The sequence below is a fragment of the Streptomyces sp. Ag109_O5-1 genome, assembly GCF_003814875.1.
Lineage (GTDB): Bacteria > Actinomycetota > Actinomycetes > Streptomycetales > Streptomycetaceae > Streptomyces > Streptomyces sasae.
The window spans coordinates 4,966,794-4,993,486 of sequence record NZ_RKQF01000001.1 but is presented as its reverse complement, the minus strand read 5'-3'; the positions used below and the strand labels follow the sequence as shown (position 1 = coordinate 4,993,486).

Annotated in this window: 27 protein-coding genes; 22 read left to right on the top strand and 5 right to left on the bottom strand. The window is 70.9% G+C overall.

What is annotated here, in order from left to right:
* Positions 1–57 precede the first annotated feature (57 nt).
* From rpmJ to truA, 6 genes are all read left to right on the top strand, one after another.
* Positions 58–171, top strand: a complete 114-nt coding sequence (gene rpmJ, locus EDD90_RS22650; RefSeq protein WP_003998809.1) for a 50S ribosomal protein L36 — start codon at positions 58–60, stop codon at positions 169–171.
* A 194-nt stretch (positions 172–365) separates the two neighbouring features.
* Positions 366–746 (top strand): 30S ribosomal protein S13, encoded by a 381-nt coding sequence (rpsM, locus tag EDD90_RS22645; RefSeq protein ID WP_031167100.1) that lies wholly within the window; start codon positions 366–368, stop codon positions 744–746.
* A gap of 70 nt (positions 747–816) precedes the next feature.
* Positions 817–1,221, top strand: a complete 405-nt coding sequence (gene rpsK, locus EDD90_RS22640; RefSeq protein ID WP_003956432.1) for a 30S ribosomal protein S11 — start codon at positions 817–819, stop codon at positions 1,219–1,221.
* Between the two features lie 143 nt (positions 1,222–1,364).
* Positions 1,365–2,387, top strand: a complete 1,023-nt coding sequence (locus EDD90_RS22635) for a DNA-directed RNA polymerase subunit alpha (protein WP_123974787.1) — start codon at positions 1,365–1,367, stop codon at positions 2,385–2,387.
* Between the two features lie 181 nt (positions 2,388–2,568).
* Complete coding sequence (rplQ, locus tag EDD90_RS22630; RefSeq protein WP_123974786.1) at positions 2,569–3,063, top strand: 50S ribosomal protein L17; 495 nt, start codon at positions 2,569–2,571, stop codon at positions 3,061–3,063.
* A gap of 126 nt (positions 3,064–3,189) precedes the next feature.
* Positions 3,190–4,047, top strand: a complete 858-nt coding sequence (gene truA, locus EDD90_RS22625) for a tRNA pseudouridine(38-40) synthase TruA (RefSeq protein ID WP_123974785.1) — start codon at positions 3,190–3,192, stop codon at positions 4,045–4,047.
* A gap of 25 nt (positions 4,048–4,072) precedes the next feature.
* On the opposite strand, the gene EDD90_RS22620 is transcribed toward truA, so the two are convergent.
* Positions 4,073–4,951, bottom strand: coding sequence for a hypothetical protein (locus EDD90_RS22620; RefSeq protein WP_123974784.1), 879 nt, complete (start codon positions 4,949–4,951; stop codon positions 4,073–4,075).
* A gap of 347 nt (positions 4,952–5,298) precedes the next feature.
* Here EDD90_RS22620 and rplM point away from each other — a divergent pair, with 347 nt between their 5' ends.
* From rplM to glmM, 3 genes are all read left to right on the top strand, one after another.
* Positions 5,299–5,742, top strand: a complete 444-nt coding sequence (rplM, locus tag EDD90_RS22615; protein ID WP_123974783.1) for a 50S ribosomal protein L13 — start codon at positions 5,299–5,301, stop codon at positions 5,740–5,742.
* Between the two features lie 42 nt (positions 5,743–5,784).
* Positions 5,785–6,297 (top strand): 30S ribosomal protein S9, encoded by a 513-nt coding sequence (gene rpsI, locus EDD90_RS22610; protein WP_123974782.1) that lies wholly within the window; start codon positions 5,785–5,787, stop codon positions 6,295–6,297.
* A 210-nt stretch (positions 6,298–6,507) separates the two neighbouring features.
* Positions 6,508–7,866, top strand: coding sequence for a phosphoglucosamine mutase (glmM, locus tag EDD90_RS22605; protein WP_123974781.1), 1,359 nt, complete (start codon positions 6,508–6,510; stop codon positions 7,864–7,866).
* Positions 7,867–8,020: 154 nt separating this feature from the next.
* On the opposite strand, the gene coaA is transcribed toward glmM, so the two are convergent.
* On the bottom strand, positions 8,021–9,010 hold the full coding sequence (gene coaA, locus EDD90_RS22600) for a type I pantothenate kinase (RefSeq protein ID WP_123974780.1): 990 nt from the start codon (positions 9,008–9,010) through the stop codon (positions 8,021–8,023).
* A 142-nt stretch (positions 9,011–9,152) separates the two neighbouring features.
* Positions 9,153–9,554, bottom strand: a complete 402-nt coding sequence (locus tag EDD90_RS22595; protein ID WP_123974779.1) for a hypothetical protein — start codon at positions 9,552–9,554, stop codon at positions 9,153–9,155.
* A 320-nt stretch (positions 9,555–9,874) separates the two neighbouring features.
* On the opposite strand from EDD90_RS22595, the gene glmS reads away from it, so the two are divergent.
* From glmS to tsaE, 7 genes are all read left to right on the top strand, one after another.
* Positions 9,875–11,722, top strand: a complete 1,848-nt coding sequence (gene glmS / locus EDD90_RS22590) for a glutamine--fructose-6-phosphate transaminase (isomerizing) (RefSeq protein ID WP_123974778.1) — start codon at positions 9,875–9,877, stop codon at positions 11,720–11,722.
* A gap of 16 nt (positions 11,723–11,738) precedes the next feature.
* The gene (locus EDD90_RS22585; RefSeq protein ID WP_123974777.1) at positions 11,739–12,110 is read left to right on the top strand and encodes a holo-ACP synthase; all 372 of its coding nucleotides are present in this window, start codon (positions 11,739–11,741) and stop codon (positions 12,108–12,110) included.
* A gap of 55 nt (positions 12,111–12,165) precedes the next feature.
* The gene (locus EDD90_RS22580; RefSeq protein ID WP_123974776.1) at positions 12,166–13,626 is read left to right on the top strand and encodes an NAD(P)H-hydrate dehydratase; all 1,461 of its coding nucleotides are present in this window, start codon (positions 12,166–12,168) and stop codon (positions 13,624–13,626) included.
* A gap of 345 nt (positions 13,627–13,971) precedes the next feature.
* Positions 13,972–14,892 (top strand): L,D-transpeptidase, encoded by a 921-nt coding sequence (locus EDD90_RS22575; protein WP_123974775.1) that lies wholly within the window; start codon positions 13,972–13,974, stop codon positions 14,890–14,892.
* 81 nt (positions 14,893–14,973) lie between these two features.
* On the top strand, positions 14,974–16,170 hold the full coding sequence (gene alr / locus EDD90_RS22570) for an alanine racemase (RefSeq protein WP_123974774.1): 1,197 nt from the start codon (positions 14,974–14,976) through the stop codon (positions 16,168–16,170).
* A gap of 160 nt (positions 16,171–16,330) precedes the next feature.
* Positions 16,331–17,587: an alpha/beta fold hydrolase gene (locus tag EDD90_RS22565; RefSeq protein ID WP_123974773.1), complete on the top strand. Its 1,257-nt coding sequence runs from the start codon at positions 16,331–16,333 to the stop codon at positions 17,585–17,587.
* On the top strand, positions 17,553–18,065 hold the full coding sequence (gene tsaE, locus EDD90_RS22560; RefSeq protein WP_123974772.1) for a tRNA (adenosine(37)-N6)-threonylcarbamoyltransferase complex ATPase subunit type 1 TsaE: 513 nt from the start codon (positions 17,553–17,555) through the stop codon (positions 18,063–18,065). The genes EDD90_RS22565 and tsaE overlap by 35 nt, the downstream gene beginning before the upstream one ends.
* 445 nt (positions 18,066–18,510) lie before the next feature.
* On the opposite strand, the gene EDD90_RS22555 is transcribed toward tsaE, so the two are convergent.
* A complete protein-coding gene (locus tag EDD90_RS22555; protein ID WP_123974771.1) occupies positions 18,511–19,083 on the bottom strand; it encodes a hypothetical protein in 573 nt (190 codons plus the stop codon).
* A gap of 160 nt (positions 19,084–19,243) precedes the next feature.
* On the opposite strand from EDD90_RS22555, the gene tsaB reads away from it, so the two are divergent.
* The 6 genes from tsaB to EDD90_RS22520 all read left to right on the top strand — a co-directional run bounded on the left by tsaB (position 19,244) and on the right by EDD90_RS22520 (position 24,284).
* Complete coding sequence (gene tsaB / locus EDD90_RS22550) at positions 19,244–19,900, top strand: tRNA (adenosine(37)-N6)-threonylcarbamoyltransferase complex dimerization subunit type 1 TsaB (RefSeq protein ID WP_123974770.1); 657 nt, start codon at positions 19,244–19,246, stop codon at positions 19,898–19,900.
* Between the two features lie 17 nt (positions 19,901–19,917).
* Positions 19,918–20,439, top strand: a complete 522-nt coding sequence (gene rimI, locus EDD90_RS22545; protein ID WP_123981497.1) for a ribosomal protein S18-alanine N-acetyltransferase — start codon at positions 19,918–19,920, stop codon at positions 20,437–20,439.
* Positions 20,432–21,526, top strand: coding sequence for a tRNA (adenosine(37)-N6)-threonylcarbamoyltransferase complex transferase subunit TsaD (gene tsaD / locus EDD90_RS22540; protein ID WP_123974769.1), 1,095 nt, complete (start codon positions 20,432–20,434; stop codon positions 21,524–21,526). Before rimI ends, tsaD begins: the two co-directional genes overlap by 8 nt.
* Positions 21,523–21,786 (top strand): hypothetical protein, encoded by a 264-nt coding sequence (locus tag EDD90_RS22535; RefSeq protein WP_123974768.1) that lies wholly within the window; start codon positions 21,523–21,525, stop codon positions 21,784–21,786. The genes tsaD and EDD90_RS22535 overlap by 4 nt, the downstream gene beginning before the upstream one ends.
* A 462-nt stretch (positions 21,787–22,248) precedes the next feature.
* A complete protein-coding gene (locus EDD90_RS22530) occupies positions 22,249–23,619 on the top strand; it encodes a hypothetical protein (RefSeq protein ID WP_123974767.1) in 1,371 nt (456 codons plus the stop codon).
* 176 nt (positions 23,620–23,795) lie between these two features.
* The gene (locus tag EDD90_RS22520; protein WP_123974766.1) at positions 23,796–24,284 is read left to right on the top strand and encodes an alkyl sulfatase C-terminal domain-containing protein; all 489 of its coding nucleotides are present in this window, start codon (positions 23,796–23,798) and stop codon (positions 24,282–24,284) included.
* A gap of 85 nt (positions 24,285–24,369) precedes the next feature.
* Here EDD90_RS22520 and EDD90_RS22515 read toward each other — a convergent pair whose 3' ends face one another.
* Positions 24,370–26,667, bottom strand: coding sequence for a glycoside hydrolase family 3 N-terminal domain-containing protein (locus EDD90_RS22515; RefSeq protein WP_123974765.1), 2,298 nt, complete (start codon positions 26,665–26,667; stop codon positions 24,370–24,372).
* Positions 26,668–26,693: the final 26 nt, after the last annotated feature.

Below are 26,693 nucleotides of genomic sequence, written 5' to 3'. Positions count from 1 at the left end.
TGCCTACGTCCCGTGTGAGCGGGACGGCCGGCAACTGACCCGGAGAACCTCAATCCCATGAAGGTCAAGCCGAGCGTCAAGAAGATCTGCGACAAGTGCAGGGTGATCCGCCGTCACGGTCGGGTCATGGTCATTTGCGAGAACCCGCGCCACAAGCAGCGCCAGGGCTGACGCACGACCAATCCCTCTGCATCGACATCGCAGAGATTCGCGCGACGCGAGCTGAATTTGTTCATACGCAGGACCCAGGCGCCGAAGGTGCCTGACACCCCCGGTTCGGAGGCCGGGGACCCAGTTCGTACCTGGTACGGCGGCTGGGAACCGGTCCCTGCGGAAGACCTCCGAAGATCACCAGGAGCCATTGAATGGCACGCGTTTCCGGTGTTGACATCCCGCGCGAAAAGCGCGTGGAGGTCGCCCTCACCTACGTGTTCGGCATTGGCCGGACCCTTTCGCAGCAGACGCTGGCGGAGACGGGCATCGACCCGAACACCCGTGTTCGTGACCTGACCGAAGAGCAGCTGGTCGCGATCCGCGAGTACGTCGACAACAACATCAAGACCGAGGGTGACCTCCGTCGCGAGATCCAGGCCGACATCCGCCGCAAGGTCGAGATCGGCTGCTACCAGGGTCTCCGTCACCGTCGCGGCCTGCCCGTCCGCGGTCAGCGCACCAGCACCAACGCCCGCACCCGCAAGGGCCCGCGTCGCGCCATCGCCGGCAAGAAGAAGCCGGGCAAGAAGTAGTCCTCAGCGGACAACGCTTCATCAGCGGTCTTCGCTGTAGGACCGACCACCTCCCCGTAGGAGTTTGTAGATGCCCCCCAAGGGTCGTCAGGGCGCTGCCAAGAAGGTGCGCCGCAAGGAAAAGAAGAACGTCGCTCACGGCCACGCGCACATCAAGAGCACGTTCAACAACACGATCGTCTCGATCACGGACCCGTCCGGCAACGTGATCTCCTGGGCCTCCGCCGGCCACGTCGGCTTCAAGGGCTCCCGGAAGTCCACGCCGTTCGCCGCGCAGATGGCCGCCGAGTCGGCTGCCCGCCGCGCCCAGGAGCACGGCATGCGCAAGGTCGACGTGTTCGTGAAGGGCCCGGGTTCCGGTCGCGAGACCGCGATCCGCTCCCTGCAGGCCACGGGCCTCGAGGTCGGCTCCATCCAGGACGTCACCCCGACCCCGCACAACGGCTGCCGTCCGCCGAAGCGTCGCCGCGTCTGACGCACGGCTGGCTTTGAGGGTCCGGGCGGTCGGCTCCGTAAGGGGCCTGCCGCCCGTACCCTTGCAATACCCGCACTCCTACGGGTGCGGTTCCGTCGGGCGTCAAATAGCGGGCGTCCACGAAAGAAGGATCTGATCCACACATGCTGATCGCTCAGCGTCCCTCGTTGGCGGAAGAGGTCGTCGATGAGTTCCGCTCCCGGTTCGTGATCGAGCCGCTGGAGCCGGGCTTCGGCTACACCCTCGGCAACTCCCTTCGCCGTACCCTCCTGTCCTCGATCCCCGGCGCGGCTGTCACGTCGATCCGGATCGACGGCGTGCTGCACGAGTTCACCACCGTGCCGGGCGTCAAGGAGGACGTCACCGACCTGATCCTCAACATCAAGCAGCTGGTCGTCTCCTCGGAGCACGACGAGCCGGTTGTGATGTACCTGCGCAAGCAGGGTCCGGGTCTGGTCACCGCCGCCGACATCGCGCCGCCGGCCGGTGTCGAGGTGCACAACCCCGACCTGGTCCTCGCCACGCTCAACGGCAAGGGCAAGCTGGAGATGGAGCTGACGGTCGAGCGTGGCCGCGGTTATGTCTCGGCCGTGCAGAACAAGCAGGTGGGCCAGGAGATCGGCCGTATCCCGGTCGACTCCATCTACAGCCCGGTGCTGAAGGTCACGTACAAGGTCGAGGCGACCCGTGTCGAGCAGCGCACCGACTTCGACAAGCTGATCGTCGACGTCGAGACGAAGCAGGCGATGCGTCCGCGTGACGCCATGGCCTCGGCCGGCAAGACCCTGGTCGAGCTGTTCGGTCTCGCGCGCGAGCTGAACATCGACGCCGAGGGCATCGACATGGGCCCGTCCCCGACGGACGCCGCTCTTGCCGCCGACCTGGCACTGCCGATCGAGGAGCTGGAGCTCACCGTTCGGTCGTACAACTGCCTCAAGCGTGAGGGCATCCACTCCGTGGGTGAGCTCGTGGCGCGTTCCGAGGCGGACCTCCTGGACATCCGCAACTTCGGTGCGAAGTCCATCGACGAGGTCAAGGCGAAGCTGGCCGGCATGGGCCTGGCCCTCAAGGACAGCCCGCCCGGATTCGACCCCACGGCTGCGGCGGATGCCTTTGGCGCCGACGACGACGTGGATGCCGGGTTCGTCGAGACCGAGCAGTACTAAGAGCTCGGGCCTTCCGGTCCGTACTCGGGTGCGGGTGCGCTGTGGCTTGTCGCGCAGCTCCCCGCGCCCCTTCCGGAGGCGCCCCTACGGGGCTGCCTCCGGATCTCCGACAGACAACCGTCTGCTCGGATACTGACCCCGGTACCTGATACGGCCGGGGCAGACACACAGGAGAAGAACAATGCCGAAGCCCACCAAGGGTGCCCGTCTGGGCGGCAGCGCCGCGCACGAGAAGCTGCTCCTCGCGAACCTGGCGAAGAGCCTCTTCGAGCACGGCCGCATCACCACCACCGAGGCGAAGGCCCGCCGCCTGCGCCCGTACGCCGAGCGTCTGGTCACCAAGGCGAAGAAGGGCGACCTTCACAACCGCCGTCAGGTGCTCCAGGTCATCACGGACAAGAGCATCGTCCACACGCTCTTCACCGAGATCGGCCCGCGCTACGAGAACCGGCCGGGTGGCTACACCCGTATCACCAAGATCGGTAACCGCCGTGGCGACAACGCGCCCATGGCCGTCATCGAGCTGGTCGAGGCGCTGACGGTGGCGCAGCAGGCGACCGGTGAGGCCGAGGCCGCGACGAAGCGTGCGGTCAAGGAGGCCGAGGAGGCCAAGGTCGAGGAGACCAAGGCCGACGAGGTCGTCGAGGACGCCGAGCCGGAGGCCGAGGAGGCGTAAGCCGTCCTCTGGCTGCCGGTCCGTCGTGGCCGGTCGCGCAGTTCCCCGCGCCCCTCAGGGGGCGCGTCAGTGGGCCCGTTCCTTTCGAGGGGCGGGCCCGCTTTCTTGCCCTGAGAGGATTCTCCTGTGAGTGACGAAGTTCAGCCCGGTTACGTCCGTGTCCGTCTCGACCTGTCGTACGACGGGACCGATTTCCACGGCTGGGCCAAGCAGGCCGGCGGGAAGCGGACCGTGCAGGGGGAGATCGAGGACGCGCTTCGTACGGTGACCCGCACCAGGGACACGACCTACGAGCTGACCGTGGCCGGACGCACCGACGCGGGTGTGCACGCCCGCGGGCAGGTCGCGCACGTGGACCTGCCCGCCGAGCTGTGGGCGGAGCACCGCGAGAAGCTGCTGAAGCGGCTCGCCGGGCGGCTTTCGAAGGACGTCCGGGTGTGGTCCCTCGCGGAGGCTCCGGCAGGCTTCAACGCCCGTTTCTCGGCCGTCTGGCGCCGCTACGCGTACCGCGTGACCGACAACCCCGGCGGTGTCGACCCGCTGCTCCGCAACCACGTCCTGTGGCACGACTGGCCCCTGGACGTGGCGGCCATGAACGAGGCGGCGGCGCGGCTGGTGGGCGAGCACGACTTCGCCGCCTACTGCAAGCGGCGGGAGGGGGCCACGACCATCCGCACCCTCCAGGAGCTGAGCCTGGAGCGGGGGGCGGACGGTGTCGTCACGGCCGTCGTGCGGGCCGACGCCTTCTGCCACAACATGGTGCGGTCCCTGATCGGCGCGCTGTTGTTCGTGGGGGACGGGCACCGGGGGCCCGAGTGGCCGGGGAAGGTGCTGGCCGCGGGCGTCAGGGACTCGGCCGTGCACGTCGTACGGCCGCACGGGCTGACCCTGGAAGAGGTCGGCTACCCGGCGGACGAGCTGCTCGCGGCGCGCAACAAGGAAGCGCGCAACAAACGGTCACTCCCGTCCGCCGGCTGCTGCTGAGCGCCCCGTCGGGGGCGCGGGCGCATCACTGGTTCGCGGCCGCCGACGCCTGGGCCTCGCCGCGCCTGCGGATCTGGCGGAAGGTGAACTCGGCCAGGTCGTCGCCGGTCTGGAAGACCTTGGTGTCCTTGGTGGTGACGTCCTTGCCGTTCTGGAAGCCGGCGGTGGTGAAGTAGGCGTAGCGGCCGTAGGAATTGACCGTCGTACGGCAGACGCCGGAGTCGCAGAAGGACTTGACGCCCGCGCCCGCGAGCGAGGTGACGAAGCCCTTCTTGTCGGCCTCGGTCTTGGCCTTCGTGGCCTGGGCCTCGGTGTTGAAGACGGCCACGCCGACCGTCACCGCCACGCCGTCCTTGGCGTAGGTGACACGCAGCATGCGCGTGCAGTTGTTCTTGGTGAGGACGCCGGCGAGGGTGCCCTTGGCGACCGACGCGCAGTTCTTGGTGTCGGCCGTCGCACCTTTCTTGTAGACCGTCGCGCCCATGGTCAGCTGGGTGCCCGGGAAGAGGGTCTCGGCGCTCAGCGGAGCCGTGTCCTTCTGCACGCTGGATATGAACTCCTTCGGATCCAGCGGCGGCGGCGCGCTGGTCGGCGCGAAGGACGGCGCCGAGTCGGCCGAGTCGCTGGGCAGCGAGGCGCTCGCGGGCAGGTTCGAAGGCGTGCCGGAGGCGTTGTTGTCGCCGTTCGCGGACACCACGGCCATGGCGACGGCCGTGCCGATCGCCAGCGTGGCGACCGCGCCGCCGCCGATGAACAGCACTCTGCGCCGCTTGTTCCGCGTTTCCGAGGCATCCGCGAGCGCGGCCCAGTCCGGGGTCGGCCCGGAGCTGTCGCGCCAAGGCTGCTGCGACTGCGGTTTCCAGGGATCCCACTGGGACTGAGGTCCCCCCTGCCCATAGCTCATGGGGCGCATCTTAGACGGGCGAAGGGAGGTGCCGGTGCGACAGTACGAACGGTGACAGTGGACCTTTGGGGCACAGGGGAGCATCCCGGTACCGCCGTGCGCCTTCGAGGTCCCGGGAGGGTCGCCTAGGGCTCGTTTTGACCAGTCCGGGGGCGTCCCGGTACGCTAGCTCTTCGTTGTGTATTGGCTCGCTCATTCTCACGGGAGTGGCCTCTACCTAGGTTCCCTGGAGCAGTTACCAGTGGGCGGCATACGGGCAGCGTCCCCGGCATTGTCGTCCCCAGCTGCACGATCGCTTCAGTGATGCCATGTGTCAGCACCCATCCACTGAAGAAGAAGGCTGCGAAGTGCGTACGTACAGCCCCAAGCCCGGCGATGTGACTCGCCAGTGGCACGTCATTGACGCTCAGGACATCGTCCTGGGCCGACTTGCCACCACCGCCGCGTCCCTTCTCCGCGGCAAGCACAAGCCGATCTACGCCCCTCACGTCGACACCGGTGACTTCGTCATCATCATCAACGCCGACAAGGTGCACCTGTCCGGCAACAAGCGGACCCAGAAGATGGCGTACCGCCACTCCGGTTACCCGGGTGGTCTGCGCTCCGTCCGTTACGACGAGCTGCTCGACAAGAACCCCGAGAAAGCCATCGAGAAGGCCGTCAAGGGCATGCTCCCCAAGAACACCCTGGGCCGTCAGATGCTCTCCAAGCTGAAGGTCTACCGAGGCGAGAACCACCCCCACGCTGCTCAGCAGCCGGTTCCGTTCGAGATCACCCAGGTCGCGCAGTAGTTCCGGCCACCCCCTAAGACTGAAGAGAATCTGAGGAGCATCGTGGCCGAGACCACTGCCGAGCAGCCGCTCGAAGAGCTTGACATCGACAGCTACACCACGGAGTCGGACGTCCCCGTCGAGGGCGAGTACACCTCCGAGTCCCTCGCGTCCCGCTTCGGCGACCCGCAGCCGGCCGCCGGCCTGGGCCGTCGCAAGAACGCCATCGCCCGCGTCCGGATCGTCCCGGGCACCGGCAAGTGGAAGATCAACGGTCGCACCCTCGAGGACTACTTCCCGAACAAGGTGCACCAGCAGGAAGTCAACGAGCCCTTCAAGGTGCTCGAGCTCGAAGGTCGCTACGACGTCATCGCCCGCATCGCCGGTGGCGGTGTCTCCGGCCAGGCCGGTGCGCTCCGTCTCGGTGTCGCCCGCGCGCTGAACGAGGCCGACGTCGACAACAACCGCGGCCCGCTCAAGAAGGCCGGCTTCCTCCGCCGCGACGACCGTGCGGTCGAGCGCAAGAAGGCCGGTCTGAAGAAGGCCCGTAAGGCCCCGCAGTACAGCAAGCGTTAATCGCCAGCTGCCTGCTCGTACGCATACGGGTCCCACTGGCCCGGAACGTACTCCGAACGCCCCGGCGGCACGCCACATGTGCCGTCGGGGCGTTCGTTTATCCCGGCCAAGGGCGTATAACGACACAAGACGCTCAAAGGCTGGTGTGATCGCATCACAAAGCGCCTGCCATCATGTCCTGGCAGCAAGGACGCTTCCTCAGGAGGACAAGTGGGACGACTCTTCGGCACGGACGGCGTGCGCGGTGTCGCCAACGCGGACCTGACCGCCGAGATGGCGCTCGGCCTGTCCGTCGCGGCGGCGCACGTGCTGGCCGAGGCGGGCACGTTCGAGGGCCACCGGCCTACGGCGGTCGTCGGACGGGATCCGCGCGCGTCCGGGGAGTTCCTGGAAGCGGCCGTGGTCGCGGGCCTCGCGAGCGCGGGCGTGGACGTACTGACCGTCGGCGTCCTCCCGACGCCCGCCGTCGCCCACCTCACCGGCGCGCTCGGCGCCGACCTCGGCGTCATGCTCTCCGCCAGCCACAACGCCATGCCCGACAACGGCATCAAGTTCCTCGCCCGCGGCGGGCACAAGCTCGACGACGAGCTGGAGGAGAAGATCGAGGCCGTGTACGAGTCCCACCGGCACGGCGAGCCCTGGGAGCGCCCCACCGGCGCGGGCGTCGGCCGGGTGCGGTCGTACGACGAGGGGGCCGAGCAGTACATCGCCCATCTGCTCGCCGTCCTCCCCAACCGGCTCGAAGGCCTGAAGATCGTCCTGGACGAAGCGCACGGCGCGGCCGCGGGGGTCTCGCCGGAGGCGTTCCGCCAGGCCGGTGCCGAGGTCGTCACCATCGGCGCGGAGCCGGACGGCCTCAACATCAACGCCGGCTGCGGGTCGACCCACCTCGGCCCGCTGAAGGCCGCGGTCGTCGAGCACGGGGCCGACTTCGGCATCGCGCACGACGGGGACGCGGACCGCTGCCTGGCCGTGGACCACGCCGGCGAGGAGGTCGACGGCGACCAGATCATGGCCGTCCTCGCCCTGGCCATGCGCGAGCGGGGCGCGCTGCGCGCCGACACCGTCGTGGCCACCGTCATGTCCAACCTCGGCTTCAAGCTGGCGCTGGAGCGGGAGGGGCTGCACCTCGTCCAGACCGCGGTCGGCGACCGGTACGTCCTGGAGGAGATGAAGGAGCACGGCTACGCGCTCGGCGGCGAGCAGTCCGGCCACGTCATCATCCTCGACCACGCGACGACCGGGGACGGCACGCTGACCGGGCTGCTGCTGGCGGCGCGGGTCGCGCAGACCGGGAAGTCCCTGCGGGAGCTGGCCGGTGTGATGGAGCGGCTGCCGCAGGTGCTGATCAACGTGCCGGACGTCGACAGGACGCGGGTGAAGACCTCGGCGGACCTGGCGGCGGCGGTGGCCGAGGCGGAGCGGGAACTGGGGGAGACGGGGCGTGTGCTGCTCCGCCCTTCGGGGACCGAGCCGTTGGTGCGGGTGATGGTGGAGGCGGCCGACATCGAGCAGGCTCGGTCGGTGGCGGGGCGGCTGGCTGACGCCGTCAAGTCTGCTTTGGGGTAACGCCGTTCCGGGTTCGGGATGGGGGTTCTGCGGAGTGCGGGCTGCGGGTCGGCCGTGGCTGGTCGCGCAGTTCCTCCCCCAGCCTTCGGCCGGGGGTACCCCCAGCGCCCCTGACGGGGCGCTTCAGCTGACGGGGCGCTCCAGCTGAGGGGCGTTACAGCTTGCGCAGCCTCAGGCGCTGGACCTTGTGGTCCGGGCCCTTTCTGACGACCAGGGTGGCGCGGCCCCGGGTCGGGGCGATGTTCTCCACCAGGTTGGGCTTGTTGATGGTGCGCCAGAGGCCGCGGGCGTAGTCCACGGCCTCCTCCTCCGACACCTGGGTGTACTTCCTGAAGTACGAGTCGGGGTCCTGGAAGGCGGTCTGCCGCAGCTTCCTGAAGCGGTTGAGGTACCAGTTCTCGATGTCCTCGGCGCTCGCGTCGACGTACACGCTGAAGTCGAAGTAGTCCGCGAGGCCGACCCGGGTGCGGCCGTCGCTGCCGGGCAGGGCGGGCTGCAGGACGTTGAGGCCCTCGACGATCAGGATGTCCGGGCGGCGGACCGTGAGCTTGCGGTCCGGGACGATGTCGTAGATGAGATGCGAGTAGACGGGGGCGGTGACCTCGTCCTTGCCGGCCTTGATGTCGGCGACGAAACGGGTCAGGGCCCGGCGGTCGTACGACTCGGGGAACCCCTTGCGGGACATCAGCCCGCGGGCTTCGAGCTCCTTGGTGGGGAGCAGGAAACCGTCGGTGGTGACCAGCTCGACACGCGGATGCTCGGGCCAGCGGGAGAGCAGGGCCTGCAGGAGCCGGGAGACCGTGGACTTGCCGCAGGCCACCGAGCCGGCGACGCCTATCACGAACGGGGTGCCGGACTGCGAGCCCTGTTCGCCGAGGAAGGTGTTCAGGGCGCCTCTGAGGCCGTCCGTGGCACCGACGTACAGATTGAGCAGCCGGGAGAGCGGGAGATAGATGTCCCGCACCTCGTCGAGGTCGATGACGTCGCCGAGGCCACGCAGCTTCTCGACCTCCTCGGCGGTGAGCGGCAGCGGCGTCTTGTCGCGCAGCGCACTCCACTCGGAGCGGGTGAGGTCGACGTAGGGAGTCGCCTCCGGCCTGTGCCGGTGGGCGCTCCGGGAGATCGAGGAGACCGGAGAGATCACATTCCATTGTTAACGGAGTTTGAACGGGATGGCGGGTGGGGTCCGTCACGTGGGCCTCTGACCGCCCCGCGGCGGCGCCGGCTCCGCGTCGATGACCTGCGTGATCGAGGACTCCGGCAGCCCGGAGGCTCACCCCGTCTCCTCACTCCGCCCGGGGCCCTCGGCCCTTGCCGGCCGGCCCGGCTCCGGAAGACCTGCGCAGGGCGATGCTTCTGCTCGCGATCTGCGCGAGGGACTTGGCGCGCACGACGAAGATCTCCGGGTAGTCCATCCGAGCGGTCACCTGCGGTGGATAGAGCTCGGAATCGACGTACTGGACGAACGCGTCACGCAACGCGGTCAGGACATTCGTCTGATCGGGCTCGGGGAGTTCCCCGATGAACACATGACCTGACGCGATACCCGCGGTGACATCTCGCTTCGCCTGATCGTCCGCCACATACCGGAGAACGAAAGCGGCCACATCGTCGAAAAGGGCGGAAGTGGCGAACCAGTTGAGGTCCTCCCCCGATTCGCTGGAGGGAAATGACACGAGCTTTGTCATCGCTTCCTTTCCTTTCCGTCGTGGAACGTGATGGGCGTGGCGGCGTCGGCTCCCGGTCGGCGGCCGGTGCGCACACCCGCCCGCATGGTCATGTGCAGGGCAAGCGCGCGTAATGCTATGTAGCCGACGCCGTGGTCGGGAACCCGCTTTCACTCCGGGTACGGCACACGGAATGGCGTGAAGTCGCGCATGCAGCGGGCGTATGGCGGAAAGCCGCCGACGGTGGTGTGAGGACGGCCCGGTTCTCACCTCGGTATAATTTCCGATTTCGGGCACGCTGAGCCGTCTTGGGGCGCGGTCCGGCACTTAGGCTGCCGCCCATGTGCGGAATCGTGGGATACGTGGGGGCGCAGTCGGCGCTCGATGTGGTGGTGGCCGGGCTCAAGCGGCTGGAGTACCGGGGTTACGACTCGGCCGGTGTCGCCGTGCTCGCGGACGGCGGGCTGGCCTCGGCGAAGAAGGCCGGGAAGCTGGTCAACCTGGAGAAGGAACTGCTGGAACGACCGCTGCCGACCGGATCCACCGGTATCGGGCACACCCGCTGGGCCACCCATGGCGGGCCGACGGACGCCAACGCGCATCCGCACCTCGACAACGCGGGCCGGGTCGCCGTCGTCCACAACGGGATCATCGAGAACTTCGCGGCGCTGCGCGCCGAGTTGGCGGAGCGCGGGCACGACCTGGCGTCCGAGACGGACACCGAGGTCGTCGCGCATCTGCTCGCCGAGGAGTTCTCCGCCACCGCCGATCTCGCCGAGGCCATGCGGCTGGTGTGCCGCCGTCTCGACGGCGCGTTCACGCTGGTCGCGGCGCACGCCGACGAACCGGACGTGGTCGTGGGCGCGCGCCGGAACTCCCCGCTCGTGGTGGGCGTTGGAGAGGGCGAGGCCTTTCTCGCCTCGGACGTCGCCGCGTTCATCGCCCACACGCGGTCGGCGATCGAGCTGGGCCAGGACCAGGTGGTGGAGCTGCGCCGGGACGGCGTGACGGTCACGGGCTTCGACGGCGCCCCGGCGGACGTCCGTTCGTACCACGTCGACTGGGACGCGTCGGCCGCGGAAAAGGGGGGTTATGACTACTTCATGCTCAAGGAGATCGCCGAGCAGCCCAAGGCGGTCGCCGATACGCTCCTGGGCCGCATCGACGCGAACGGCTCACTGAAGCTCGACGAGGTCCGGATCGGCACCGCCGAGCTGCGCGAGGTCGACAAGGTGGTCATCGTTGCGTGCGGTACGGCCTTCCACGCCGGCCTGATCGCCAAGTACGCCATCGAGCACTGGACGCGCATCCCGTGCGAGGTGGAGCTGGCGAGCGAGTTCCGCTACCGCGACCCGATCCTGGACTCGCGCTCGCTCGTCATCGCCATCTCCCAGTCCGGCGAGACCATGGACACCCTGATGGCGTTGCGGCACGCCCGTGAGCAGGGTTCCAAGGTGCTGGCCATCTGCAACACCAACGGCTCGACGATCCCGCGCGAGTCGGACGCGGTGCTGTACACCCACGCCGGCCCGGAGGTGGCGGTCGCCTCCACCAAGGCGTTCCTCACCCAGCTGGTCGCCTGCTATCTGGTGGCCCTCTACCTCGGCCAGGTCCGGGGCACCAAGTGGGGTGACGAGATCAGCGCCGTGATCCGGGACCTGTCCCAGATCTCCGGCGAGGTCGACCGGGTCCTGGAGACCATGGAACCGGTACGGGCGCTGGCCCGCTCCCTGGCCGACAAGAAGACGGTGCTGTTCCTCGGCCGGCACGTCGGCTACCCGGTGGCCCTCGAAGGCGCCCTGAAGCTCAAGGAACTGGCGTACATGCACGCCGAGGGCTTCGCGGCGGGCGAGCTGAAGCACGGTCCGATCGCGCTGATCGAGGAGGACCTGCCGGTGGTGGTCGTGGTGCCGTCCCCGCGGGGCCGCTCGGTCCTGCACGACAAGATCGTCTCCAATATCCAGGAGATCCGGGCCCGTGGCGCCCGCACCATCGTGATCGCGGAGGAGGGCGACGAGGCGGTCGTCCCCTACGCCGACCACCTGATCCGCATCCCGGCCACCCCGACCCTCCTGCAGCCCCTCGTCGCGACGGTCCCGCTCCAGGTCTTCGCCTGCGAACTGGCCACCGCCCGGGGCAACGAGGTGGACCAGCCGCGCAACCTGGCGAAGTCGGTCACCGTGGAGTGACCTTAGGGTGCTGACCATGAGCATCATCGGGGTCGGAATCGATGTCGCCGAGATCGACCGGTTCCGGGAGTCGCTGGAGCGTACTCCCGGGCTGGCCGGGCGGCTCTTCGTGGAGCGGGAGCTGTGGTTGCCGAGCGGGGAGCGGCGCGGTGTCGCCTCGCTCGCGGCGCGGTTCGCGGCGAAGGAGGCGCTGGCCAAGGCGCTGGGTGCGCCGCCCGGGCTGCTCTGGACGGACGCGGAGGTGCTCGTCGAGGACAACGGGCGGCCACGTCTGCGGGTGAAGGGCAGCGTGGCCGCGTGCGCCGCGGAACTCGGGGTGCGGTCCTGGCATGTGTCGCTCAGTCACGACGCGGGCGTGGCGTCGGCGGTGGTGATCGCGGAGGGGTGACCCCCGGGGCCGTCGGCGGATGCGCGTCCCGTGGGTTCCGGGGGAGACTCGGGGCATGCGGACTGCTTACAGCGTGGAGACGGTACGGGCGGCCGAGCGGGAGCTGATGGCACGGCTGCCGGAGGGGGCGCTGATGCAGCGGGCCGCCGCCGGGCTGGCCGCCGCCTGCGCCGACTTGCTCGGACGGGTGTACGGCAGCCGGGTGGTGCTGCTCATCGGCAGCGGGGACAACGGCGGGGACGCGCTGTACGCCGGGGCGCGGCTGGCGAGGCGAGGGGCGGGGGTCGCGGCCGTGCTGCTCGCGCCGGAGCGTACGCACGGGGGCGGGCTGGCGGCGCTGCGCCGGGCGGGCGGGAGCGTCGTGGCGGCCGATTCTCCGCTCGCCGCCGAGGAGCTGATTCTGCGGGCCGATCTCGTCGTCGACGGGATCGTGGGGATCGGCGGCAAGGGCGGGCTGCGGCCCGAGGCGGCCGCGCTGGTCGAGCTCGTGGAACGGTCGCGGGCCGCCGTCGTCGCCGTGGACCTGCCGAGCGGGATCGAGGCGGACAGCGGCGAGGTGCGGGGTGCGGCCGTACGGGCCGACCTCACCGTCACCTTCGGAACGCACAAGCCGGGGCTGCTGATCGACCCCGCGCGGGAGTACGCCGGTTCGGTACGGCTGGTCGACATCGGCCTCGAGCTGCCCGAGGAGGCCGGGCTGGAGGCGTTGCAGGACGTGGACGTGGCCCGGCTGCTGCCGGCGCCGTCGGCGGAGAGCGACAAGTACCGGCGGGGGGTGGTCGGGATCGCGGCCGGGTCGGCGCGTTATCCGGGGGCGGCCGTGCTCGCGGTCGCGGGGGCGTTGCGGGGCGGGGCGGGCGCCGTGCGCTACGTCGGGCCCGCCGGGGACGAGGTGCTGGCCCGTTTTCCCGAGACGCTGGTGTCGGACGGGGGGCCGCGGAAGGCCGGACGGGTCCAGGCGTGGGTGGTCGGACCGGGGGCCGGCGACGATGCCGACGCCGTCGCCGAGGTGCTGGCGGAGGAGGTGCCGGTGCTGGTCGATGCGGACGGGCTGCGGCTGGCCGACCGGGACGTGGTGCGCGGGCGTACGGCGCCCACGCTGATGACGCCTCACGCCGGGGAGGCCGCGGCGCTGTTGGGGGTACGGCGTGAGGAGGTCGAGGCCGGGCGGCTCACGGCGGTGCGGGAGCTGGCGGCGGCCTATCGGGCGACGGTGCTGCTGAAGGGGTCGACGACGCTGGTGGCGGAGCCGGGGGGAGAGACGGCCGTACGGGTGAACGCGACGGGGACGCCGTGGCTCGCCACCGCCGGGAGCGGGGACGTCCTCTCGGGGCTGGCGGGGTCGCTGCTGGCGTCGGGGCTGGACGGGCGGGACGCGGGGAGTGTGGCCGCGTATCTGCACGGGCTCGCGGGGCGGTTCGCGGCGGAGGGGGCGCCGACCGTTGCCCACGAGGTCGCTGCGGGGCTGAGGTCGGCCTGGCGGGGGGTTTTCCCACCCACCCACCCGACTCGGTAGGCCGAGAGGTCGCCCTGCGGGCGGCGGTTGTGGTTCGGCTGCGGGTGGGTGGGGGCTGGGCGCGCAGTTCCCCGCGCCCCTGACGGGGCGCTTCGTCGGTAGGCCGAGAGGTCGCCCTGCGGGCGGCGGTCGTGGTTCGGCTGCGGGTGGGTGGGGGCTGGGCGCGCAGTTCCTCCCCCAGCCTTCGGCCGGGGGTGCCCCCAGTGCCCCTGCGGGGCGCTCTGATCGGGTCGGCTGCGAAGCTGGGCGAGTTGTCGCCCGTCTCGCCGGAGGCCCGTGCATCCCTCGGGTGACCTCGCCGCGCGGCTTCGTGGAATTGTCGGGTGTGCGGGGTTGTCTGATCGCATGATTAGTGGACGAATCGTGCGTGATCGGGGTGGTGCGGCTCGCGGTGTCGCGGTCGGGCTCGTCGCCGTCGTGAGCGTTCTCTCCCTCGGCGCCGGAAGCGTCGCCGCCGACACCGTTCCCGAACCGCCCGCCGCCATCCCCGAGTCGGACCTGGTGCCCGGAGTCGCGCCGGGGCCCGCGCAGCCCTGGCAGATCGACACCCCCGACCAGGCGCTGCCGCCGAAGGTGTACACGCCCAGCGCCGAGGAGGACGCCGTCGAGCCCAAGGAGGCGGCGACGGGGACGTACGACCTCATCGAGTACGTGCCGCTCAGCGACGCCGCCTCCAAGGTGAGCTGCTCCAAGCAGACCGGGCCGTATCAGAAGCAGATCGAGCAGTGGCTGAAGCTGAAGGTGGACGGGAGGCAGTCCGCGTCCGACTGCAAGGCCATCCAGAAGTTCCAGACGCAGCACAAGATCAAGCCGGCGATCGGGTTCGCCGGCCCTGTGACCTGGTACCAGATGATGCTTCTCTCGGCGAGGAAGAACCCGAACGCCAAGAAGAACTGCCCCGTGAAGTCGTACAAGGTCGCCTGCGTGGATCTCAACCGGCAGGTCACCTGGGTGCAGAAGGGCGACGAGGTCGTCTTCGGGCCGGTGCCCATGCGGAGCGGGCGCAAGGGGTACGCGACCCGGGCCGGGTGGCACTCCGTCTACTGGCGGCACAAGAACCACTGGTCCACGCTGTACAACTCACCCATGCCGTACGCCCAGTTCTTCGACGGCGGACAGGCCTTCCACGCCGTGTACGGCTCCATCTACACCACCGTCGGCTCCTGGGGCTGTGTGAACCTCAAGCTCGGCGACGCGAAGAAGCTGTGGGACGTGCTGAAGAAGGGCGACAAGGTCTACGTGTGGGGCCACCGTACGGGTACCTGACGTGTCCGGGCCCACTGCCGGCCCGGTACCGGGGGCCTGCGCCGGAGGGCTGTCAGAGGCCTCTGAGACACTGGGGGCGCGATGAGTGAGACAGCACCTGCACCGACCGCGCCCCTGCGCGCCCGCGCCGAGATCGATCTGGCCGCCCTGCGGGCCAATGTGCGGACCCTGCGTGCCCTCGCGCCGGGCGCGGCACTGATGGCCGTGGTGAAGTCCGACGCGTACGGCCACGGGGCGGTCCGGTGTGCCCGCGCGGCCGTGCAGGCGGGCGCGAGCTGGCTCGGTACGGCCACCCCCGAGGAGGCCCTGGAACTGCGCGCGGACCCCGGGCTGCCGGCGGACGTACGGATCATGTGCTGGCTGTGGACCCCGGGCGGGCCCTGGCGGGAGGCCGTCGAGGCGGACCTCGATGTGTCGGTGAGTGGCATGTGGGCCCTGCGCGAGGTGGCCGCGGCGGCCCGGGAAGCCGGCCGCCCCGCTCGTGTCCAGCTCAAGGCCGACACCGGCCTCGGGCGCAACGGCTGCCAGCCCGCCGACTGGCCCGAGCTGGTGAGTGCGGCGCTGCGCGCCGAGGCCGAGGGACTGGTCCGGATCACCGGGCTGTGGTCCCACTTCGCCTGCGCCGACGAACCCGGGCACCCCTCCATCGCCGCCCAGCTCACCCTCTTCCGCGAGCTGCTCGCGTACGCCGAGGACCAGGGCGTGCGCCCCGAGGTACGGCACATCGCCAACTCGCCGGCCACCCTCACCCTCCCCGAGTCCCACTTCGACCTCGTCCGCACGGGCATCGCGCTCTACGGCGTCTCGCCCAGCCCCGAGCTGGGCAGCGCGGCCGACTTCGGCCTGCGCCCGGTGATGACGCTGTCCGCCTCCCTCGCCCTGGTGAAGCACGTACCGGGCGGGCACGGCGTCAGCTACGGGCACCACTACGTCACGCCCGGTGAGACCACCCTCGGGCTCGTCCCCGTGGGCTACGCGGACGGCATCCCGCGGCACGCCTCCGGCACCGGACCGGTGCTGGTCGGCGGCAAATGGCGGACGGTCGCCGGGCGCGTCGCCATGGACCAGTTCGTCGTCGACCTCGGCGGCGACGAGCCCGAAGTCGGCTCCCGGGCCGTGCTGTTCGGCCCGGGCGACGGGGGCGAGCCCACCGCCGAGGACTGGGCCCAGGCCGCAGGCACGATTGCATACGAAATCGTCACGCGCATCGGAACCCGGGTTCCCCGCGTCTATGTGAACGAGGAACCGAATGGGCAAGAACCAGGGGACGGCGACTGAGTCTCCGGGGTTCGGCAGCGGCGCAACCGGGTTACACCTGTAACAGCGGCAACAGTCACAACAACGGCATCAGCCGTAACGGCGGTAACAACCGCCGCCTCGTCAGTGACACCCGTGTCATCGAAGCAGCGAACTGCAGTACGGCGAAGAGGAGCGGTACGTGAGCGAGAGCAGTGCGGAGGCCGTAGCGGACGCCGCGGCGGCCGTCGTCTCCGCCACGCAGGCGGCCGGGGGCAGCTGGCGCAAGGTGACCGGTGTCGCCGGCGCCGCCATAGGGGTGCTCGCCGCCGGCGCGGCCGCCGGGGTCGCCCTGGAGCGGATGACCGTCGGCCGCGGGATGCGCCGCAAGGCCCGGCTGGCCCTGGACTCGGCGGGACCGTACGGCACCCTGCGCGGCACGCCCGGCAAGGCGATCGCCGACGACGGCACCGAGCTGTACTACGAGGTCGACGACGCCGAACCCGACACCGGCCCGGCCGTCTCCCCGCGCCGCCGCCGCCTCTTCGGCCGCAAGGCCCCCGCGCCCGTCACCGTCGTCTTCAGCCACGGTTACTGCCTCAACCAGGACTCCTGGCACTTCCAGCGCGCGGCCCTGCGCGGGGTCGTCCGCACCGTCCACTGGGACCAGCGCAGCCACGGCCGCTCCGGACGGGGCGTCGCCCAGCACGAGGACGGTGTGCCGGTCACCATCGACCAGCTGGGCCGGGACCTGAAGGCCGTGCTCGACGCGGCCGTGCCCGAGGGGCCGATCGTCCTTGTCGGTCACTCGATGGGCGGCATGACCGTGATGGCGCTGGCCGCGCAGTTCCCCGAACTCGTGCGGGAGCGGGTCGTGGCGACCGCCTTCGTCGGTACGTCGTCCGGGCGGCTCGGCGAGGTCAACTTCGGGCTGCCCGTCGCCGGCGTCAACGCGGTGCGCCGGGTGCTGCCCGGGGTGCTGAAAGCGCTGGGGACGCAGGCCGCGCTGGTGGAGAAGGGGCGGCAGATCACCGCCGACCTCTTCGCCGGGGTCATCAAGCGCTACTCGTTCGCGAGCAGGGACATCGACCCGGCCGTCGAGCGGTTCGCCGAGCGGATGATCGAGTCCACGCCCATCGACGTGGTCGCCGAGTTCTACCCGGCCTTCGTCGACCACGACAAGACCGCGGCCCTCGCCCACTTCCAGAACCTCCCGGTGCTGGTGCTGGCCGGGGTCCAGGACCTCGTCACACCCAGCGAGCACAGCGAGGTCATCGCCGACCTGCTGCCCGACGCCGAACTGGTGCTGGTCTCGGACGCCGGGCACCTGGTCATGCTGGAGCACCCGGAAGTGGTCACCGACCGCCTCGCCGACCTGCTCACCCGCGCGGGCGCGGTGCCGGCAGGGGCTACGGTAAGTGGCTATGGAAGCACCAGCAGCACGGCACAGCCAGGCTGAGACCGAGTTGATCGTCAGTTCCCCCGGGCAGATGGGGGAGCTGGGCCGCAGACTGGCCAAACTGCTGCGCGCCGGTGACCTCGTGATGCTCAGCGGCGAGCTCGGCGCCGGCAAGACGACGCTGACCCGCGGGCTGGGCGAGGGGCTCAGCGTGCGCGGCGCCGTCACCTCCCCGACCTTCGTGATCGCCCGGGTCCATCCGGCCCTGGGGGACGGGCCGCCGCTCGTCCACGTCGACGCGTACCGCCTGGGCGGCGGGCTCGACGAGATGGAGGACCTGGACCTCGACGTCTCGCTGCCCGAGTCCGTGATCGTCGTGGAGTGGGGCGAGGGCAAGGTCGAGGAGCTGACCGAGGACCGGCTCATGGTCCGGATCCACCGGGCGGTCGGGGACACGACCGACGAGGTACGGCATGTGACCCTGGCGGGGCTGGGGGAGCGGTGGGCCGGGGTGGAGCTGGGGGTGCTCTCCGCCTGAGGTGCCTGAGGGAGCGTCGGGTGCGGGCTGAGGACCTCGTGAACATTCCGACAAGGCGTCGGCAAGATATTGCGCCGGACGTATCGGGCGTGGTCACATGGTATCCAGTCCGTAGTTAGGTGTACCTAACTACGTCCGCCCCCGTACCTCAGGAGGCGCCCATGTCCGCGGGTCCGTGCCCGGAGCGGCCGCCGGTTGTGGCGGCCGGGGTTTCCATGCGTGAGCTTCTGGCGGCCTGTGCGGCCGCTGACGCGGTGTCCCGACCGCCGAGAGCGCCGGAGTTGCCGGTGAGGCCGGTTGAGCAGGGCCGTAAGGCTGCGTAGGCAGGGGCCGACCGGTCCGTGGTGAGCTGCGGGTGGGTGGGGGCTGGTCGCGCAGTTCCTCCCCCAGCCTTCGGCTGGGGGTACCCCCAGCGCCCCTACGGGGCGCTCGACTCGCGGGGCGCTCAGCGGACCACGATCACCTTCACGCCGATCGTCGCGAACTTCCAGGTCGCGTCGCCGTCGCGGCGGGTCTCGCGGATGCCGCCCGTCGGCACCGTCGGGTCGGGGGGTTCCGTGGCCGCGTTCGCGGTGGGCGCGCTGAAGCCGATCGCCATGCCGTCCTTCGTCGTGGTGAAGCGGACGACGTGTTCGACGGGGAGGCCGTCCGTGCCCGTCACGGCCTTGGCGCGGGACGTCACCCAGTAGGCGCCGAGGGCCGGGTCGAGGGTGCCGGGCTTCACCTTGAAGGTGCGCTCCACGCGGTTGTGCTCGTTGACGAGCCACACCCGGTCGTCGTCCACCGAGTACACCACTCGTTCACCTGTTCCGGAGGCGCCCGGCAGGGCGGTGGGGTGGCGGTGGTCGCGGGGGGCCTTGGACGCCGATGCTCCCGGTGCTCCGGGCATACCACTCGCCGCCGGCCTGCCGCCGAGGCCGGGCGGGACGGTGGCCGAGGCCTGGTAGGCGAGGAGGCCGACCGCCCCGACGGCCGCCGCGGTGAGGCCGGCCACGATTCCCGAGCTGGTCCCTGCCACGTGCGCCACCTCTGACTCGCCGTATGTCCAACCGTGCGTCTGGTCGTGTGTGTAGCTGTGTGTCCAGCCGTATATGTCGTACTACGTACAGACCGTAGCAGTCGGTGACCGTCCGTCCCTGGCGGCCGTGCTCGCGGCGCCGGAGCCGTAGGCTGTTCGCGTGCTCTTGCTCGCTCTGGATACCGCCACCCCCGCCGTCACCGTCGCCCTGCACGACGGTGCGGCCGTCATCGCCTCGTCGAGCCAGGTGGACGCACGCCGGCACGGCGAGCTGCTGCTGCCGGCCGTCGACCGCGTCCTCGCCGAGGCCGGGGTCAAGCTGGACGCCGTCACCGGGATCGCCGTAGGCATCGGTCCCGGCCCCTACACCGGCCTGCGGGTCGGTCTGATGACCGCCGACACCTTCGGACTCGCGCTGGGCGTGCCCGTGCACGGCCTGTGCACGCTCGACGCGCTGGCCTACGCGGCCGACATCGAGAAGGGCCCGTTCGTCGTGGCCACCGACGCCCGTCGCAAAGAGGTCTACTGGGCGACGTACGCCGACTCGCGCACCCGGCTCACGGAACCGGCCGTGGACAGGCCGGCGGACATCGCCGAGAAGGTCGCGGGGCTGCCCGCGGTCGGGGCCGGGGCGCTCCTCTACCCCGACACCTTCCCCGTCGTGCACGAACCCGAGCACGTCTCCGCCGCGGCCCTGGCGTCCCTCGCCGCCGAGAGGCTGGCCGCGGGCGGGGAACTGCCCGCGCCCCGGCCGCTGTACCTGCGCCGCCCGGACGCCCAGGTGCCCAAGAACTACAAGGTGGTCACGCCCAAGTGACCGCACAACTGCGCGAGATGCGCTGGTGGGACATCGACCGGGTCCTGGAGCTGGAGAAGGACCTGTTCCCCGAGGACGCCTGGTCGCGGGGCATGTTCTGGTCCGAGCTGGCGCACGCGAGAGGACCCGGGGCGAGCCGGCGCTACGTCGTCGCCCTCGAGGACGACCAGGTCGTGGGGTACGCGGGGCTGGCCGCCCAGGGCGCCGCGTCCGACAGCGGCTCCGAAGCGGTGGGCGACATCCAGACCATCGCCGTACGCCGTGACCAGTGGGGCACCGGGCTCGGCGGCGAGCTCCTCACCGAACTGCTGCGGGCCGCGACCGCCTTCGAATGCGCCGAGGTCATGCTCGAGTGCCGGGTCGACAACATCCGCGCCCAGAAGCTCTACGAGCGGTTCGGCTTCGAGCCCATCGGGTTCAGACGCGGCTACTACCAGCCGGGGAACGTGGACGCCCTGGTGATGCGCCTGACCGCGAAACCCGACAGTGGCTCCACCGGCGGATCCACCTCCGAACAAGGAACCGAGATCAATGGCTGACGAACCCCTGGTTCTGGGGATCGAGACTTCCTGCGACGAGACCGGCGTAGGCATCGTCCGGGGCACCACCCTGCTGGCCGACGCCGTCGCCTCGTCCGTCGACGAGCACGCCCGCTTCGGCGGAGTCGTCCCCGAGGTCGCCTCCCGTGCCCACCTCGAAGCGATGGTCCCGACCATCGAGCGGGCGCTGAAGGACGCGGGCGTGAGCGCCAAGGACCTGGACGGCATCGCGGTCACGGCCGGCCCCGGCCTGGCCGGCGCGCTGCTGGTCGGCGTCACGGCGGCGAAGGCGTACGCGTACGCGATGGGCAAGCCCCTGTACGGCGTGAACCACCTCGCCTCCCACATCTGCGTCGACCAGCTGGAACACGGCCCGCTCCCCGAGCCGACGATGGCCCTGCTCGTCTCCGGCGGCCACTCCTCCCTCCTGCTGTCCTCGGACATCACCTCCGACGTACGACCGCTCGGCGCGACCATCGACGACGCGGCCGGCGAGGCCTTCGACAAGATCGCCCGCGTGCTGAACCTGGGCTTCCCCGGCGGCCCGGTCATCGATCGCTACGCGAAGGAGGGCGACCCGCGGGCGATCGCCTTCCCGCGCGGTCTGACGGGCCCCCGCGACCCGGCGTACGACTTCTCCTTCTCCGGCCTGAAGACCGCCGTGGCCCGCTGGATCGAGGCCAAGCGGGCAGCGGGCGAGGAGGTCCCGGTCCGCGATGTGTCCGCCTCCTTCCAGGAAGCGGTCGTCGACGTCCTGACCCGCAAGGCCGTCCGCGCCTGCCGCGACGAGGGCGTCGACCACCTGATGATCGGCGGCGGTGTGGCCGCCAACTCCCGGCTGCGCGCGCTGGCCCAGGAACGTTGCGAGGCGGCCGGTATCCGGCTCCGGGTGCCTCGCATGAAGTTGTGCACGGACAACGGCGCGATGGTGGCCGCGCTCGGCGCGGAGATGGTCGCGCGCAACCGGACCCCGTCCGGCTGGGACCTCTCGGCGGACAGCTCCCTGCCGGTGACGGACCCGCACGTCCCCGGCAGCCACCACCACGACCACGTGCACGAGGTCAGCAAGGAGAACCTCTACTCGTGACCGTCGCGCTGATGTGGGAGGCGCGGGCGACGGAGGGCCGGGGCGAGGAGCTGCTGGCCTGGGCGCGGCGCCAGGCTCTCACCGTGGAGCCGGTACGCCGGGAGACCTTCCGTGCGCCGCAGGACCGGGTGCTGGTGATCACCTGGTGGGAAGCGTCGTACGACGACCCGGACATCCCCGAACTCCCCGCTCCACCCGGTGACTTGGTCACCCGGCCGGTGCACCGGTGGCGGTTCGAGTCGGTGGGCGACACCCCCTAGAGGCCCCTGGGGGCCCTGGAGGGCAGCGGCGGGTTCTCGGACGGCCGTCACGCGGCCAGCGCCAAAAGGCTGAGCCGCACCCGACACGAGGTCGGTCGGCCGAGCGCCGGACGGGCGAGGTGGATAACTGGATTTCCACACCATCAGTGAGCCGCCCGCCCTTGTAGCGTGGCTTCGCGACTTGGCCGAACGGGTCGGCTCACCGACCCGTCCGGAGGGTAGATGCACGTACCCCGCGCCTTGCGTTCCATCGTTGCCGTCGCCTCGGTGGGAGCGGCCCTGACGGCCTCCCCGGCGTGGTCCGCCACGCCCGCCGCCGGTACCGTGCCCAGACCGGCCTTCCATACGGGGGCGGGGGCCACCCGGTCCCCCGACTCCGGCCCCGCGGTGCACCATGACACCTCGCCACCGCTGCGGGAGCTGTGGCAGAGATCCAGGATGTTTCGGTCCACCCCTCGGGCCGTGCCCCGCGGAAAGGCGACGCACCCGCCCCTCGCCAAGGCCGGCGGCGGCCGGGACCGGATCCGGCTGGGCGTCAATTTCGACGGCATCCGGGAAGGCGGCGGCACCCCGCCCGACCCCAACGCCTCGGTGGGCTCCCGCCAGGTCGTGGAGATCACCAACTTCGAACTCGCGGTGTACTCCAAGTCCGGTGCCACGCAGCTGGGACCGCTCACGACCCAGACCCTGTTCAAAGGCTTCGGCGGACCGTGCGAGAACGCCTCGACCGAGGCCCTCGGGGACCCCGAGGTCCGCTGGGACTCCCTGGCCCGCCGCTGGGTCATCAACCAGTTCGCCAGCGACGTGGCGACCAACACGAACCGGCTGTGCGTGGCCGTGTCCCGTACCGAGGACGCCACCGGCCAGTACTACCGCTACGCCTTCGGGTACCGGAACCTCCCCGACCACCCGAAGTTCGCGGTGTGGCCGGACGCCTACTACGTGAACGCCACCGCGGCCGGTTCGCTCTTCGAGTCGTGCGCCTGGGACCGGAAGAGGATGCTGCGCGGAGCCGACGCCGACCAGCAGTGCTTCGACGTCCCGGCGGCGACCATCCCGATCGGCTCGGACCTCGACGGCACGACCCCGCCCCCGCGGGGCGAGCCCAACCTGCTGATCAACCTCGGCCCCACCCACGACAGCCTCCAGTACTGGCGGTTCCACGTGGACTGGAAGGACCACGACCGCACCACCCTCGCGGGACCGTTCCGGCTGCGGGTGGCCCCCTACACCCCGGCCTGCGCGAGCACCGATCCCACCCAGTGCGTCCCCCAGGCCGGCACCGCCCAGAAACTGGACTCGCTCTCCTACTCCCCGATGTACCGGTTCGCCTACCGCAACTTCGGCGACCACGAGTCCCTGGTCGTCAACCACGCGGTCGACGCCCGCGGCGGCGTCGGCGTGCGCTGGTACGAACTGGGGCTGCGCAAGGGCTGGCCGGTCGTCCGCCAGCAGAACACCTACGCCCCGGACTCCACCTACCGGTGGATGGGCTCCGCGGCCATGAACAGGAACGGCGACATCGCCCTCGGATACTCGCAGTCGTCCTCCCGGACCCGTCCCTCGATCCGCATCACCGGACGCCTGGTGAACGACCCGCCGAACCGGATGACGTTCCGCGAAACCACCGTGTGGACCGGCGCGGGCTCCCAGACCGGGAGCAACCGCTGGGGCGACTACACCTCCATGGCGATCGACCCGGTGGACGACTGCACGTTCTGGTACACCAACCAGTACCAGCCGGCCGACGGCACCGGAAACTGGAACACCAGGCTCGCTTCCTTCCGGCTCTCCGACTGCCACGCCCACGGCAGTCCGCACGGCCACGGCTGACAACCTCGGCGGAGCGGCGCCGGGCGTCTTGCGTCCGGCGCCCGGTCCGGCGACCGGGTGGTGTTCTCAGATCCGCGTGCCGTTGACCGTCAGGGCCACATCGATGCTGCCGCGAGCGGCGTCGGAGTACGGGCAGGCCTGGTGGGCCGCCCTGGCCAGTTCGGTCGCCTGTTCGCGTGAGGGCCTCCGCCCGCAAGATCACACTCCCGCCGCCGGCTCGGACTCCCGCCTATGCCCTCACCCCGGCCGGCGAAGAACTCGGCCCCGCCATCCTGGAGTTGGCCCGCTGGGGCCTCAAATGGGCGATGGGTGAGCGTCGCGGCACCGAGGTGTTCCATCCGGGCTGGGCCGTGCTCGGCCTACGCTCCTGCTTCGATCCCGCGGCCGCGACCGGGCTCCGTGCGGTGTACGAGTTCCGTGTCGACGACGAGGTGTTCCACGCCCGGATCGACGACGGGACGGTCGAGGCGGTGCACGGTCCGGCCCAGTACCCCGACGCGACCGTCACGATCGGCGAGGAGGCGTTCCTCCGCCTGACCGGCCAGGGCCTCACGTTCACCGAGGCGATCGAGACGGGCGAGGCATCGGCCGACGGTGACGAGGAGGCGCTGCGCAGGCCGAGGGGGTTGTTCCCGCCACCGCTGCCGCATTCCCGGAAGCCGTAGACAGCGGAGCCGCGCCCCGTCACCCTGAGCGAACGAACGGTGGCTTTACGTTCGCAGGCCCTGACCCCTGGGGACTCCGAGACGGTCAGGTCATCTCCGTCTCGCAGCGCAGTACCCGGTCCGGACCCAAACGTCGTACCGGTCCCGTCAGTTGGAGCGTCACCGTGTCCCGGACGTCCGCGCTCGACGCCGCCACCCGCAGTTCCAGCGCGCCCGGTTCGACCACCCGCGCCCCCTCCCGGTCCGTGAACGCCGACAGGTCCGCGTGGAAGTGGAAGGTCACCCTCCTCGATTCACCCGGGGGCAGGTCCACGCGCCGGTAGCCGATCAGCCGGACGTCCGGTCGGGTCACCGACGCCACCGGGTCGTGCAGGTACAGCTGGACGACCTCCGCGCCCGCCCGCTCGCCCGTGTTGCGGACCGTCACCGTCACGTCGTACGAACCGTCCGTGCCGATCCCGGCCGTGCTCCCGGAGACCGTCTCCCACGTGAACGTCGTGTACGAGCGGCCGTGCCCGAAGGGGTACAGCGGGGTCGGGTCCAGGTTGCTGACCTCGCCCGCGAGGCCCAGTGGGGGCTGGAGGTAGGTCCACGGCTGGCCCCCCGGCACGCTCGGCACGCTCACCGGCAGGCGGCCCGACGGGTTGACGCGGCCCGACAGCACTCCCGCCACCGCCGGGCCGCCCTCCTCCCCGGGGAAGAACGCCTGCACCACCGCGCCGAGCCGGCCGTGCCAGCGGCCCAGTGCGTACGGGCGCCCGGTGAGGAGGACGAGGACGACCGGGACGCCGGTCGCGAGGAGGGCGTCCAGCAGGTCGCCCTGGACGCCCGGCAGCCCCAGGTCCGTCACGTCGCAGCCCTCGCCCGACGTGCCCCTCCCGAACAGGCCCGCGCGGTCGCCGAGCACCGCCACGCACACGTCCGCCTCCGAGGCACGGGCCACCGCCTCCTCGAAGCCGGACGTGTCGGGGTCGGAGACGTCGCAGCCCTCGGCGAACGTCACCTTCGCGTCCGGGAGTTCGGTGCGGAGGGAGTCCAGGACCGTGGGGATGGAGATGCCCAGGTCCACCTCGGGGTGGTGGGTGAGGACATGGGACGGGAAGGAGTAGCAGCCGAGCATGGCGAGCGCGTCGGCGGCCCGGGGGCCCACCACCGCCATGCGGGTGTCGGGGGCGAGGGGGAGTACGCCGTCGGGGTTGTCCAGCAGGACCACCGACTCCTCCGCGAGGCGGCGGGCCAGGGCGCGGTTCGCCGCCGAGTCGAGGTCGACCGGGCCGTCCTGCGCGGGCTCCCAGTCCTCGTCCAGCAGGCCCAGCTCGCACTTCTGGAGCAGGACCCGGCGGGCCGCCCGGTCGATCAGCGCCTCAGGGACCGTGCCCTCGCGGACCGCCGCCACGAGCGGACGGCCGTAGCACTTCAGCGTGGGCAGTTCGACGTCGATGCCCGCCGCCAGGGCGAGATGGGCCGCCTCGGCCTCCGTACCGGCCACCCGGTGGAGGGACTGCAGGAAGCCGATGCCGAAGTAGTCGGCGACCACCGTGCCCTCGAAGCCCCATTCGTCGCGGAGGAGTTCGGTCAGCAGCTGCGGGTCCGCCGACGCCGGCACGCCGTCGGTCTCGTTGTACGCCGCCATCACCGAGCGGGCCCCGCCCTCGCGCAGAGCCATCTCGAACGGGGGCAGGGTGACGTCCGCGAACTCCCGTACGCCCGCCCGGACCGGGGCCAGGTTGCGCGCTCCGACGGAGGAGGCGTAGCCCGCGAAGTGCTTGAGCGTGGCGATGATCCCGGCGGATTCCAGACCCCGGACGTAGGCCGTGCCGATCGTGCCCACCAGGTACGGGTCCTCGCCGATCGTCTCCTCGACCCGCCCCCAGCGCGGGTCGCGGACCACGTCCAGGACGGGGGCCAGGCCCTGGTGGACGCCGACCGAGCGCAGGTCCTCACCTATCCTCCGGCCCAGCTCCTCGACCAGCGGCGGGTCGAAGGCCGCGCCCCAGGCGAGCGGGACCGGGTAGGCCGTGGCCTGCCAGGCGGTGAAACCGGCCAGGCACTCCTCGTGGGCGATCGCCGGGATGCAGAAGCGGCCGGCCGCGGTGATCCGGCGCTGGGCGCGGGCCAGTGCTCGCGCGCCCAGCGCCGGGGCCACCGGGGTGGTGCCGAAGGAACGGGTCAGCTGGCCGAGGCCGAGCGTGATCAGCTCGTTCCAGTCGTAGTCCGCGGTCATCTCGCGTTGCAGCGGTGCGACTCCGTCCCCGTCCGTCGCGGCGCCCACCCAGACGCCGTAGAGCTGGGCGGTCTTCTCCTCCAGGGTCATCCGGGAGAGCAGGTCGTCGACTCGGGTGGTGGCGGGCAGTGCGGGGTCGCGCCAAGGAGCGGTGGTCATGAAACTCCCGTCTCTGCTCTCTGCGT

Excerpts from the sequence above, each read along its gene's own strand:
- rplQ (WP_123974786.1), top strand. The coding sequence starts at position 2,569 with ATGCCGAAGCCCACCAAGGGTGCCCGTCTGGGCGGCAGCGCCGCGCAC.
- EDD90_RS22595 (WP_123974779.1), bottom strand. The coding sequence starts at position 9,554 with ATGACAAAGCTCGTGTCATTTCCCTCCAGCGAATCGGGGGAGGACCTC.
- tsaE (WP_123974772.1), top strand. The coding sequence starts at position 17,553 with ATGGAAGCACCAGCAGCACGGCACAGCCAGGCTGAGACCGAGTTGATC.
- EDD90_RS22635 (WP_123974787.1), top strand. The coding sequence starts at position 1,365 with ATGCTGATCGCTCAGCGTCCCTCGTTGGCGGAAGAGGTCGTCGATGAG.
- glmS (WP_123974778.1), top strand. The coding sequence starts at position 9,875 with ATGTGCGGAATCGTGGGATACGTGGGGGCGCAGTCGGCGCTCGATGTG.
- rpsM (WP_031167100.1), top strand. The coding sequence starts at position 366 with ATGGCACGCGTTTCCGGTGTTGACATCCCGCGCGAAAAGCGCGTGGAG.
- alr (WP_123974774.1), top strand. The coding sequence starts at position 14,974 with ATGAGTGAGACAGCACCTGCACCGACCGCGCCCCTGCGCGCCCGCGCC.
- EDD90_RS22620 (WP_123974784.1), bottom strand. The coding sequence starts at position 4,951 with ATGAGCTATGGGCAGGGGGGACCTCAGTCCCAGTGGGATCCCTGGAAA.
- rpsK (WP_003956432.1), top strand. The coding sequence starts at position 817 with ATGCCCCCCAAGGGTCGTCAGGGCGCTGCCAAGAAGGTGCGCCGCAAG.
- EDD90_RS22515 (WP_123974765.1), bottom strand. The coding sequence starts at position 26,667 with ATGACCACCGCTCCTTGGCGCGACCCCGCACTGCCCGCCACCACCCGA.
- tsaD (WP_123974769.1), top strand. The coding sequence starts at position 20,432 with ATGGCTGACGAACCCCTGGTTCTGGGGATCGAGACTTCCTGCGACGAG.
- EDD90_RS22585 (WP_123974777.1), top strand. The coding sequence starts at position 11,739 with ATGAGCATCATCGGGGTCGGAATCGATGTCGCCGAGATCGACCGGTTC.
- EDD90_RS22580 (WP_123974776.1), top strand. The coding sequence starts at position 12,166 with ATGCGGACTGCTTACAGCGTGGAGACGGTACGGGCGGCCGAGCGGGAG.
- rpmJ (WP_003998809.1), top strand. The coding sequence starts at position 58 with ATGAAGGTCAAGCCGAGCGTCAAGAAGATCTGCGACAAGTGCAGGGTG.
- rimI (WP_123981497.1), top strand. The coding sequence starts at position 19,918 with ATGCGCTGGTGGGACATCGACCGGGTCCTGGAGCTGGAGAAGGACCTG.
- EDD90_RS22575 (WP_123974775.1), top strand. The coding sequence starts at position 13,972 with ATGATTAGTGGACGAATCGTGCGTGATCGGGGTGGTGCGGCTCGCGGT.